Annotated in this window: 11 protein-coding genes; 5 read left to right on the top strand and 6 right to left on the bottom strand. The window is 73.3% G+C overall.

Annotated elements, in window-relative coordinates:
• Together AF1_RS29870 and AF1_RS29865 are read right to left on the bottom strand one after the other, a co-directional pair.
• A partial coding sequence (locus tag AF1_RS29870) for a hypothetical protein (RefSeq protein ID WP_157419348.1) occupies positions 1 to 229 on the bottom strand: 229 nt, incomplete at its 3' end.
• Between the two features lie 291 nt (positions 230 to 520).
• On the bottom strand, positions 521 to 973 hold the full coding sequence (locus AF1_RS29865) for a cyclic nucleotide-binding domain-containing protein (RefSeq protein WP_207394139.1): 453 nt from the start codon (positions 971 to 973) through the stop codon (positions 521 to 523).
• Between the two features lie 233 nt (positions 974 to 1,206).
• Here AF1_RS29865 and AF1_RS29860 point away from each other — a divergent pair, with 233 nt between their 5' ends.
• Positions 1,207 to 2,694: a bifunctional aminoglycoside phosphotransferase/ATP-binding protein gene (locus AF1_RS29860; RefSeq protein ID WP_067806860.1), complete on the top strand. Its 1,488-nt coding sequence runs from the start codon at positions 1,207 to 1,209 to the stop codon at positions 2,692 to 2,694.
• A 115-nt stretch (positions 2,695 to 2,809) separates the two neighbouring features.
• Complete coding sequence (locus AF1_RS29855; RefSeq protein WP_067806857.1) at positions 2,810 to 3,481, top strand: response regulator; 672 nt, start codon at positions 2,810 to 2,812, stop codon at positions 3,479 to 3,481.
• A 62-nt stretch (positions 3,482 to 3,543) separates the two neighbouring features.
• Here AF1_RS29855 and AF1_RS29850 read toward each other — a convergent pair whose 3' ends face one another.
• Positions 3,544 to 4,407 (bottom strand): universal stress protein, encoded by an 864-nt coding sequence (locus AF1_RS29850; protein ID WP_242608934.1) that lies wholly within the window; start codon positions 4,405 to 4,407, stop codon positions 3,544 to 3,546.
• Positions 4,404 to 4,901, bottom strand: coding sequence for a flavodoxin domain-containing protein (locus tag AF1_RS29845; protein ID WP_207394138.1), 498 nt, complete (start codon positions 4,899 to 4,901; stop codon positions 4,404 to 4,406). Before AF1_RS29845 ends, AF1_RS29850 begins: the two co-directional genes overlap by 4 nt.
• A 144-nt stretch (positions 4,902 to 5,045) precedes the next feature.
• Here AF1_RS29845 and AF1_RS29840 point away from each other — a divergent pair, with 144 nt between their 5' ends.
• From AF1_RS29840 to AF1_RS29830, 3 genes are all read left to right on the top strand, one after another.
• On the top strand, positions 5,046 to 7,658 hold the full coding sequence (locus AF1_RS29840; RefSeq protein WP_067806851.1) for a cation-translocating P-type ATPase: 2,613 nt from the start codon (positions 5,046 to 5,048) through the stop codon (positions 7,656 to 7,658).
• Between the two features lie 147 nt (positions 7,659 to 7,805).
• Positions 7,806 to 9,188: a tyrosine phenol-lyase gene (locus tag AF1_RS29835; protein ID WP_067806848.1), complete on the top strand. Its 1,383-nt coding sequence runs from the start codon at positions 7,806 to 7,808 to the stop codon at positions 9,186 to 9,188.
• A gap of 39 nt (positions 9,189 to 9,227) precedes the next feature.
• Complete coding sequence (locus AF1_RS29830) at positions 9,228 to 10,241, top strand: Acg family FMN-binding oxidoreductase (RefSeq protein WP_067806845.1); 1,014 nt, start codon at positions 9,228 to 9,230, stop codon at positions 10,239 to 10,241.
• Positions 10,242 to 10,254: 13 nt separating this feature from the next.
• Here AF1_RS29830 and AF1_RS29825 read toward each other — a convergent pair whose 3' ends face one another.
• Positions 10,255 to 10,671, bottom strand: a complete 417-nt coding sequence (locus AF1_RS29825) for a putative zinc-binding protein (protein WP_067806842.1) — start codon at positions 10,669 to 10,671, stop codon at positions 10,255 to 10,257.
• Positions 10,672 to 10,724: 53 nt separating this feature from the next.
• A partial coding sequence (locus tag AF1_RS29820) for a hypothetical protein (protein WP_306303196.1) occupies positions 10,725 to 11,165 on the bottom strand: 441 nt, incomplete at its 5' end.

Raw genomic sequence — 11,165 nt, 5'->3', positions numbered from 1 at the left:
CCCCCGCCGAGCCCGCGCCCTCCCCCGCCAGCACCGCCCCCGGCCGGGTCGGCACCGCCCGGGCCGACCGGCCGCGCCCGCGCCCCACCGTGTCCTCCCCCAAGCTCCGCTCGCCCAGCGCCCGGGCCAAACCGAGGCCGTCCCGCAGTCCCTCCTCCCCGCCGATCACCACGCGCATCCTCCGGCCGGGCACCGGCCGCTCGCCTTCGACTCTCCTGCCCACCGCCACGCCGTCATCGTCCGTGCCCCCGTCGTGCCGCCAGCAGCCCGGAGCCCGCCGCGGGCAACCCCAGGACCGCAACACCGGTGATCAGGACTCTTGCGATCCGGACCAGTGAAAGCGGACCCGGCCGGGACCTCCGGCGCGGCGTCAGCGTGCCAGGACGGTAGGGGTGGGCCGGATGGTGCGAGAGGCCGGTTCGCGGCAGGCGGAGTGGGACGGCCAGTGCCGGCGGCGGGGGAGGTCCCCTGGAGGCCGGGCAGCTCAGCGGGCGTGCCGTGATCGTGCCCGGCTGACGCGTCAGGGTTGCGGGGCGGGCTCCGGATAGGACATCTCCAGGAGCCGGATCTGGGCGGCCTGGAGCCGCTCGATGACGAGTTCGGTGAAGCGGCGGGTCAGTTCGTAGCCGAGGCCGGGGTCGACCGCGCAGAGCGTGCGGATCAGCCGGCCGTCGAACTCGATGGCCGTCAGATCCGAGATCGCCACCGCGCCGAACCGCCACCGGTACGGGCGAAACAGCCAGGACCAGCCGAGGACGGAGCCGGGCCCGAAGGTTTCGACGACGACCGTCCCGCGGTCGGGCATCCGGAGATCGAGCGCCACGGTCCCGGCCTGGACCAGCCAGAATCGCTCCGCCGACTCCGACTCCGCGATGATCCGCCGTCCCGCCGGGATCTCGACGACATGGGCGGCGGTCGCCAGTCTCCCCAGGTCGGCACTCCGCATACCGCGCAGGAAGGGTTCACGCGCCAAGTCGGCAGCGGTAAGGGTGCTCACCGGTTTCGCCCCCGATCATGTGGTCGACAATGCGCACACCTCCATCTCACCGGTTGCGTGATCGTTCACACAGGGCCGAAGGACCCTTCACGCCGGGACCTCCGCCGCTCCCCGGCCGAAGGTCCCGGGCGGACGGGCCGCTCGGCACTGATACGCCGCCGCCTTCGCGGGGAGGGTGGAGATAGCCGAGCCGAGGACGTGAGGTAGCGATGGGCGACGCCGCAGTCAGCGAGACCCACATCGGTGTGGTCTTCTTCGTCGGCGACCGCGCCTACAAACTCAAGAAGCCCGTCGACCTGGGTTTCCTGGACTTCAGCACGCGGGAGCTGCGCGAGCGGGCCTGCCGGGAGGAGGTGCGGCTCAACCGGCGCTTCGCCCCCGACGTCTACCTCGGGGTCGCCGACGTCCACGACCCGGACGGCGAGGTCTGCGACCATCTGGTCGTGATGCGGCGGATGCCCGCGGACCGGCGGCTGTCCCGCCTGGTGAAGGAGGGCGCCCCGGTCGAGGACGCGCTGCGCGACGTCGCCCGGACCATCGCCGCCTGGCACGCCCGCGCACCGCGCGGCCCCCGCGTCGAGGCCCAGGGACGACGCGACGCCCTGCACGCCCGCTGGCGCGACAGCTTCGCGCAGGTGCGGCCCTTCCACGGCAGTGTGCTCGACACGGCGGCGGCCACCGAGATCGAGGAGCTCGTCACCGCGTTCCTCGCCGGCCGCGAGCCGCTGTTCGACGCCCGCATCGCGGGCGGGCGGGTGGTCGACGGCCACGGCGACCTGCTGGCCGGGGACATCTTCTGCCTGGACGACGGCCCCCGCATCCTCGACTGCCTGGAGTTCGACGAGGCGCTGCGCTCGCTGGACGGGCTCGACGACGCGTCCTTCCTCGCCATGGACCTCGAACGCCTCGGCGCCCCCGGCCTCGCCGAACGCTTCCTCGGCTGGTACGCCGGGTTCGCCGCCGACCCGGCCCCGCCTTCGCTGCGGCACCACTACGTCGCCTACCGGGCGTTCGTCCGCGCCAAGGTGGCCTGCCTGCGCCACGAGCAGGGCGCCCCGGAGGCGGCCGCCGAGGCGCGCGCCTACGCCGACCTGGCACTGCGGCATCTGCGCGCGGGGCGGGTCGGGCTGATCCTGGTGGGCGGGCTGCCCGGCACCGGCAAGACCACGCTCGCCGGCGCCCTGGCCGACCGGCTCGGCTGCACCCTGCTCAGCAGCGACCGCGTCCGCAAGGAACTCGCCGGGCTCGCCCCGCTCGACTCGGCCGCCGCCGCCTACGGGACCGGTCTCTACTCCCCGGAGCGGACCCGGCGCACCTACCGGGAACTCGCCGACCGCGCCGCGACCCTGCTAAGACAGGGTGAAACGGTCATCCTGGACGCCTCCTGGACGTCGGAGCACACCCGGACCCTGCTCGCCGAGGTCGCCGAGCGCGAGCACGCCCCCCTGTACTCCCTGCGCTGCGAGGCCCCGGAAAGGGTCGCCATCGAGCGGATGCGCGCCCGTCCGCAGGGGCTCTCGGACGCCGACGCCGACATCGCCGCGGCCATGCGGGCGGACGCCTCGCCGTGGCCGGAGGCCGTCGCCATCGACACCGCGGGCCCGCCGGCGAAGTCCCTGGAACAGGCGCTCACGGCCGTCCGGCCGCACGGCGCCGAGCACGTGTGGCCGCGCCGCCCGTTCCTCTCCCCCGACTAGGCCGATGCCGGTTTCGGGACCTTGGTCTTCCGAAGGCGGGACGACCAAGGAGTGTGCCGCCGCGCGGGGACCGGGTAACGTCCAATCCGTCACCGACGAGGCGAAGGACGATGCCATGACCGCCGAGGATGCCAAGACGATCCGCGTGTTCCTGCTGGACGACCACGAGGTCGTCCGCCGCGGGGTGGCCGCGTTGCTGTCGGCCGAGGACGACATCGAGATCGTCGGCGAGGCGGGAACCGCCGAGCACGCGCTCGCGCGCATCCCCGCGGCCCGTCCCGACGTGGCGGTGCTGGACGTCCGGCTCCCCGACGGCGACGGCGTCAGCGTGTGCCGCGAGATCCGCTCGCAGATGCCCGATCTGGCCTGCCTGATGCTGACCTCTTTCGACGACGAGGACGCGCTGTTCGAGGCGGTCATGGCGGGGGCGGCCGGTTACGTCCTCAAGCAGATCCACGGTTCGGACCTGGTGGGCGCCGTCCGCACCGTCGCCACCGGCCAGTCGCTGCTCGACCCCCGCTCCACGGCCCGGATGCTGCAGCGCCTCCGCGACCGGCAGGAGAAGCAGGACCCGCTCAAGGGCCTGACCGAGCAGGAACGCCACATCTTCGACCTCATCGGCGAGGGCCTGACCAACCGGCAGATCGGCGAACGCCTCTTCCTGGCCGAGAAGACAGTGAAGAACTACATCTCCAACATCTTCGCCAAGCTCGGGATGAGCCGCCGGACCCAGGCCGCCGCCCTCGCCGCCCAGCTCAAGGCCGACCGCAAGGACGAGCGGCCCTGACCGAGCGGCCCTGACCGAGCGGCCCTGACCCTCACCGCGGCCCCGTCACGGGCCGGCCCGCGTCACCGCGGGCGGATCACCGCGACGGGGCAGTGCGCGCGGTGCAGCATCGCGTGGCCGACCGATCCGAGCAGCAGCCCGCTGAACCCGCCGCGGCCGCGCGACCCGACGACCAGCAGGTCGGCGTGGGCGGACGCCTCCGCGAGCGTCCGCACCGCCCGCCCCCGCACGGCCTCGGCGACGACCTCGACGTCGGGATGTTCGGCACGCCATCCGGCGAGCGCCTCGGCCAGGACGCGCCTCTCCTCCTCCTCGACGAGACCGCGGTCGTAGACGAGCGGCTGCATGTCGCCGGGGCCGGTGGAGACCGGATACGACCACGCCATGACGGCCCGCAACCGCGCGCCCCGCAGGGACGCCGCCTCGAACGCGAACCCGACCGCGCCGGCGGCGGCCTCGGACCCGTCCACGCCGACGACGATCTCCCCGTGAGCGGACGGCCCGGTCTCGCGCACGACCACGACGGGGCACCGCGCGTGCGAGGCGACCTGCATCGCGACCGACCCCAGGGCCAGGCCCGTCAGCCCGCCCTTCCCGCGTGACCCCGTCACGAGCATGGCCTCCCCGGCGGCCCGCTCGATGAGGACCCGCGCGGGCTGGCCGCCGCTCTGCTCGCCCGTCACCTCAAGACCGGGCACACGGCCGCGGGCGCGGGCCACGGCGGCGTCCACGATCTCCTGGCCGCCGGCCAGCAGCAGCCGCCGGACCTCGGCGGCGTCCGGGTCGCCGGGGACGTCGAACAGCCACGACGTGACGGCGTACACCAGGTGCAGCGGCATGTCACGGCGGGCCGCCTCGTCGGCGGCCCAGTCCACGGCGAGCAGGCTCGGATCCGAGCCGTCCACCCCGGCGATGATCCGGTTCACGCCGTCACCTGCTGCAGTTCGCGGGCGATGCCGGCGGCCCATTCGGCGACGTGGTCACGGTCCCGGTAGTCGCCGGCGGACTGCTTCGCGACCTTGGACGCCATGAAGCCCTTCGCGCCGGGGTCCAGCCGCCCGCCGAAAGTGGCGTGGCCGCGGGCGCCCACCCGGTGCGCGAACTTGGCGACGCCCCGCACGGGGGCGATCTCCTTCTCCTCCGCGGTGTGGTCCAGCGGGCCGCTGCTGAACAGCCACACCGGCCGCTGCGCCAGCGCGCCGGCGTGGTGCCGGACGAAGCGCCGCGCCTCCCGGTGCCAGCGTCCCGCGTACAGGGCGCCGCCGACGACGACGGCGTCGTACCCGTCCAGGGTGGTGACCTCACCGGCCGGGCGCACATCCGCCTCGGCGCCCGTCCGGCGCAGTTCGGCGCCCACCCACTCGGCGATCTCGGCGGTCCCGCCTCGCTCGGAGGCGTACGCCACCAGCACTCGCATCATGACGACTCCTTCTCGTGCGCTCACCCCCAGCCTCTCCAGGTGCCGGTGCCGCGGTCAGGGGCATGGGTCGCAGATCCGCGGGACCTTCGACCCTGGGAGCATCGAAGCGGAGCACCGGAGGGTGAAGGTGACAGGAGGTACGGGATGACGACGGTTCTCGCGCCCTACCGCAGGCCCGCCGAGGACGTCGTACGCGACCTCGGCGGCGATGCGTCGCGCGGCCTCGCCGTGGCGGAGGCGGCCGCCCGGCTGCGGCGGGAGGGGCCCAACACGCTGCCCGCCGCGCGGGGCCGCGGCCCGGTGCTGCGGTTCCTGCTGCAGTTCAACAGCCCGCTGATCTATGTGCTGCTGGCGGCGGCGCTGGTGACCGGCCTGCTCGGCGAGCACGTGGACGCCCTCGTGATCCTCGGCGTGGTGATCGTGAACGCCGTGGTCGGGTTCGTCCAGGAGTCGCGTGCGGAGAAGGCGCTGACCGCGCTCGCCGCGATGACCGAGACGATCGCGGTGGTCGTCCGGGACGGGGAGCGGCAGCGGGTTCCGGCGGCGGACCTGGTCCGCGGCGACCTGGTCGAGCTGGAGGCGGGCGACAAGGTCCCGGCCGACCTGCGGCTGCTGCGCACCGACGAGCTGGCCGTGGACGAGTCGACGCTGACCGGCGAGTCGGTGCCCGTCGCGAAGGACCCGGCGGCACTGCCCGAGGTCACCCTCGCCGACCGCACCGGCATGGCGTTCTCCGGGACGCTGGTGACCGGCGGACGCGCCACCGGCCTGGTCGTGGCGACCGGCGCGGACACCGAGCTCGGCGGCATCCACCGGCTCGTGCGCACCACCACCGCGGTGCAGACCCCGCTCACCCGCAAGATCGCCCGGTTCAGCAAGATCGTGACGGTGGCGATCCTGGCGCTCGCCGCGTTCACCTTCGTGATCGGTGTGCTGCGCGGGCGGGGCGCCGCGGAGATGCTGACCGCGGCGGTCGCGCTCGCGGTCGGCGCGATCCCCGAGGGCCTGCCCGCCGTCGTGACGATCACGCTGGCGCTCGGCGTCGCGCGGATGGTGCGGCGCGGCGCCATCGTCCGGCACCTGCCCGCCGTGGAGACGCTCGGCGGCACCACCGTCATCTGCACCGACAAGACCGGCACCCTCACCCAGAACCAGATGACCGTCACCGCGATCACCGCGGGCGGACACGACTACACCGTCACCGGCATCGGCTACGCCCCCGCCGGCGCGATCGAGCAGGACGGCGGTGCGGTCGATCTCGCCGGGCATCCCGTCCTGCGGGAGACGCTGCTGACGGGGCTGGCCTGCAACGACGCGCAACTGGCGGAGAAGGACGGCGGCTGGCGGCTCACCGGCGACCCGACCGAGGGCGCCCTGCTGACCAGCGCCGCCAAGGCCGGGCTCGACCAGGCCCCGGCCCGCACCGCCACGCAGCCGTTCACCGCCGAACGCCGCTACATGGCCACGCTGCACGAGGACGGCACCGTCTACGTCAAGGGCCCGGTCGAGCGGATCCTGGAACTGTGCGACGACGCCGCCGGCCCCGACGGGACGGCGACCGCGCTGGACCACGGCACCGTCATCGCCCGCGCCGAAGCCTACGGCGGCGAGGCCCTGCGCGTACTGGCCTTCGCGCGCGGGCACGCCGACTCGCTGGAGGAGCTGCCCCGGCTGACCTTCCTCGGCCTGCAGGCGATGCTGGACCCGCCCCGCCCGGACGCCGCGCAGGCGGTCCGGACCTGCCACGACGCCGGCATCCAGGTCAAGATGATCACCGGGGACCACGCCGCCACCGCCGCCGCCATCGGCGCCCGCGTCGGGCTGGCCGGCGAGGTCATGACGGGCGCCGAACTCGCCGAGGCCCCCTCCCCCGAACGGCTCCGCGACACCACCGTCTTCGCCCGCATCTCCCCAGAGCAGAAGCTCCGCCTCGTCCAGGCACTGCAGGATTCCGGGCACATCATCGCGATGACCGGGGACGGCGTCAACGACGCGCCCGCCCTCAAGCAGGCCGACATCGGCGTCGCGATGGGCCGCACCGGCACCGACGCCGCCAAGGAGTCGGCCGACATGGTGCTGACCGGCGACGACTTCGCCTCCATCGAGCAGGCGGTGGAGGAGGGACGCGGCGTCTTCGACAACCTGGTGAAGTTCATCGTGTGGGCGCTGCCGTCCAACATCGGGCTCGGCCTCGTCCTCGTCGCCGCGATCGTCGCGGGCACGGCGCTGCCGATCCTGCCGCTGCAGGTGCTGTGGCTGAACATGACCGCGGTGCTCGTCCTCGGGCTGCCGTTCGCCGTCGAGCCGAAGGACGAGCACATCATGAGCCGACCGCCGCGCGACCCGGCGCTGCCGCTGCTCACCGGCGCGATGACGACCCGCATCCTGCTGGTCTCGGCGATCCTGCTCGCCGGCGCGTTCAGCCTGCAGCACTGGGAGCGGGCGCACGGCGCGTCCTCCGAGGTCGCGCAGACGATCGTCGTCAACGTGTTCGCGCTGACGCTGCTGACCTACATGTTCAACTGCCTGTCGCTGGAACGGCCGCTGCTGTGGGGCGGCATCCGCCGCAACCCGTGGGTCCCCGTCAGCGTGCTGGCCCTCGTCGCGATCCAGATGTTCTACACCTACACGCCCGCGATGAACAACGTGTTCCACTCCGCGCCGCTGGACGGGGCCGCCTGGGCGCGTATCGCGGTCATCGCCGTCGTGTCCTACCTGCTGGTGGAGGCGCTGAAGTTCGTCCAGCGCGCCCGCTGACGCCGGACGGGGGCCGAAAGGTCCGAAAGGCGGGGACCAAGGTCCTTGGCCGGGACGGACGGTCGTGCGTAAGGCTCTGATCACGGTACCGGTCGACCCGCGACCCGCGCCGACCGGTCGTTCCCGTGACCCCTGGGAGGAGCCGACATGACCCTGGCCGAGCCGTATCGGATCAAAAGTGTGGAGCCGCTGCGGGTGCCGACGCGGGCCGAGCGGGAGGAGGCGATCGAGCGCGCCGGACACAACACGTTCCTGCTGCGCTCCGACGAGGTCTTCATCGACCTGCTCACCGACAGCGGCACGAGCGCGATGAGCGACCGGCAGTGGGCGGCGCTGATGCGCGGCGACGAGGCCTACTCGGGCTCCCGCTCCTTCTACCGGCTGGAGGAGGCGGTCCGCGAGGTGTACGGGTTCCGGTACACGGTTCCGACGCACCAGGGCCGCGGCGCCGAGCACATCCTCGCCCAGATCGCGATCAAGGACGGGCAGTACGTGCCGGGGAACATGTACTTCACCACCACGCGCGCCCACCAGGAACTGGCCGGCGGCGTCTTCACCGACGTGGTGATCGACGAGGCCCACGACCCGACGGCTCAGCACCCGTTCAAGGGGAACGTCGACCTGGACAAGCTGGCCGCCCTCATCGACCGCGAGGGGGCGGCGAACATCGCGTACGTCAACGTCGCGGTCACCGTGAACATGGCGGGCGGGCAGCCCGTCTCCATGGCGAACCTGCGGGCCGTCCGGGACCTGTGCGCCCGGCACGGGATCCTGCTGTGGTGCGACGCGACCCGGTGCGTCGAGAACGCCTACTTCATCAAGGAGCGCGAGGAGGGCCACGCGGACCGCCCGGTGGCCGAGATCCTGCGGGAGATGATGTCGTACTTCGACGGATGCACGATGTCCGGTAAGAAGGACGCCCTGGTCAACATCGGCGGATTCCTCGCGCTGAACGACGAGACGCTGCTGCAGCGGGCCCGCGAACTGGTCGTCCTGTTCGAGGGCATGCCCACGTACGGGGGGCTGGCCGGACGGGACATGGAGGCGATGGCCCAGGGCATCTACGAGATGGTCGACGACGCCTACATCGCGCACCGCATCCATCAGGTGCGGTATCTCGGTGAGCGGCTCCGCCTGGCGGGCGTCCCCATCGTGGAGCCGATCGGCGGGCACGCCGTGTTCGTCGACGCGGCCCGTTTCCTGCCCCATCTCGACCAGGAGCAGTTCCCCGCGCAGGCGCTCGCCGCCGCGCTGTACACCGACAGCGGCGTGCGCTCGATGGAGCGGGGCATCGTGTCGGCGGGACGGGACCCCAAGACGTCCCGCAACCGCAGGCCGCGGCTGGAACTGGTCCGGCTCACGGTGCCGCGGCGCGTCTACACCGACCGGCATCTGGACGTCGTCGCCGACTCCGTCCAGCACCTGTACGCGCGCCGGGACGCCGTGGGCGGGCTGCGCATGACGTACGAGCCGCCGACGCTGCGCTTCTTCACGGCCCGGTTCGAACCACTCGGCCGCCCATCGGACTGAACACGCCCTGCCGGCCCGCAGGACGAACGGAGGAGACAGATGACGACACCCGGCACAGCCGGGCGGTCGGGCACGCGCACCGACCTCGCGGCCCGTTTCGTGATCCGCGCGGCGACGCTGGCGCCATCGGTGCACAACACCCAGCCGTGGCGCTTCGGCATCTCCGGGGACGCGTTCCAGTTGTACGCGGACGTTCGGCACCGCCTGCCCGCGACCGATCCGGCGGGCCGGGAGATGGTCATCAGCTGCGGCGCGGCGCTGTTCAACCTGCGGCTGGCCATGCGGATGCTCGGCTTCGCCGCCAGGGTCACGCCGTTCCCCGACCCGGGGCGGGACGATCTGCTCGCCGAGATCCGGTGGGGTTGGAACAGGCCGCCGTCGCTGCATGAGCAGTCGCTGTTCCGGGTGATGAGCCGGCGCCACACGCACCGGGGGATGTTCCTCGACACCGCCGTGCCGGCTTATCTCCTCGCCGCGCTGGAAGGGGCGGCCCAGAGCGAGGACGCCCGGCTGGTCTTCGTCCAGGACGAGCCCCGGCTGGACCGGCTCGGCGCGCTGGTGGGCGAGGCCGAACGCCGGGAGCGGGCCGATCCGGGCATCGCGGCGGAGTTGGCCCGCTGGACTCCGGCGCCCGGCGACGGGCGGCTGGACGGGGTACCGGCGCACGCCTATCCACGGCAGCCGGACGGCGCACGGCTCGCCACCCGCGACTTCGCCATGGGCACCGCCCGGGGCCATGTGCCCCGGGTGCGGCGGTCCTGCCCGGCGACGCAGGGGGTCGTCGCCGTGCTCGCCACGCGCGGGGACCGGCGCCTCGACTGGCTGCGGGCGGGATCGGCGCTGCAGAGCGTGCTGCTGCACGGCGCCGCGCACCGGATCAGCGCCGCCTTCCACACCCAGCCCCTGGAACTGCCGGACCTGCGCGCGCACATCGAGCACGACATCGGCACCGGCGGCCACCCGCAGATGCTGTTGCGGCTCGGCTACACCGACCGGACGCGGAGCACTCCGCGCCGCCCGGTCGGCGAAGTGCTCGTCGACCGGGCGGTGTAGCGGCCCGGGTCTTTCAGGTCCCGGCGGGCGGCGGGGCCTGCGCGGCCTGGACCCCCGTGGCCTGGATCTCCGTGGCGACGCGCTGCAGGAGCGTGCCGAGGACCTCTTCGGCCTGGTCGGGGTCGAAGTCCTCGCCGAGCCGCTTGCGGACGCCCGCGTCGCTGAGCCGGTGGTGGAGGTCGGGGGTCACACCGTGCCGGGCGAGGCAGTGCCGGGCGCATTCCAGGGCGCATCCGTCGATCGCGATGATCGTGCGTCCGCTGGTGGCCTTGCGGACGAGGCTGCGCACGTCGCCGCCCACACCCGCGATGCAGGACATCTCGGCGACGCCGCGCCGATCGAGCTGGATCGCCAGCCAGTTCGTCATCTGGGCGGCGCTGGAGCAGCCGGAACACGAGTAGACGAGCGGGCGCTCACGACGGTTTCTCACGGGTTCTCCTTTGCTGGGCGGCAACTCGGGTGCCGGGCCTCAGGTGCTGGGCCTCAGGTGCTGGGCAGGGCGGTGGCGATGAGGACGATGCCGACCGAGCCGGTGAGCGAGGCGACCGCCAGGGCCCGGGCGAGGGACGGGCGGCGTGAGCTGGCCCAGCCGTGCAGGCCGGCGACGGTGATGACGGCACCGAACAGCAGCAGCTTGGCGGCGAGGATGCGTCCGTAGCCGGGCTGGGTGAGCGACGTCCAGGTGACGCCCTTGTGCCAGGCCATGGCCACGCCCGTGGTGATCTGCACCGGCAGGAAGACCGCGCCGGTGAAGATGCCGAAGCGGCGGCCGACCTCCCGCGCCACCCCGGCGCACTGCTCCGCGGGGAGCATCCGGCGGGCGAGCGGCAGGAGCACCAGGGAGATGGTGAGCTGCCCTCCCACCCACAGGGCGGCCCCCGTGACGTGCAGGAAGCGGATGACCGACCACCAGGTCATCGGGTC

It is taken from the genome of Actinomadura formosensis NBRC 14204 (assembly GCF_001552155.1).
Classification (GTDB): domain Bacteria; phylum Actinomycetota; class Actinomycetes; order Streptosporangiales; family Streptosporangiaceae; genus Spirillospora; species Spirillospora formosensis.
This window is presented reverse-complemented; position numbering and strand designations above follow the sequence as displayed.

What these genes read in the sequence shown, in the direction of transcription:
- AF1_RS29840 (WP_067806851.1), top strand. Translation starts at nt 5,046, where the DNA reads ATGACGACGGTTCTCGCGCCCTACCGCAGGCCCGCCGAGGACGTCGTA.
- AF1_RS29855 (WP_067806857.1), top strand. Translation starts at nt 2,810, where the DNA reads ATGACCGCCGAGGATGCCAAGACGATCCGCGTGTTCCTGCTGGACGAC.
- AF1_RS29830 (WP_067806845.1), top strand. Translation starts at nt 9,228, where the DNA reads ATGACGACACCCGGCACAGCCGGGCGGTCGGGCACGCGCACCGACCTC.
- AF1_RS29845 (WP_207394138.1), bottom strand. Translation starts at nt 4,901, where the DNA reads ATGATGCGAGTGCTGGTGGCGTACGCCTCCGAGCGAGGCGGGACCGCC.
- AF1_RS29835 (WP_067806848.1), top strand. Translation starts at nt 7,806, where the DNA reads ATGACCCTGGCCGAGCCGTATCGGATCAAAAGTGTGGAGCCGCTGCGG.
- AF1_RS29860 (WP_067806860.1), top strand. Translation starts at nt 1,207, where the DNA reads ATGGGCGACGCCGCAGTCAGCGAGACCCACATCGGTGTGGTCTTCTTC.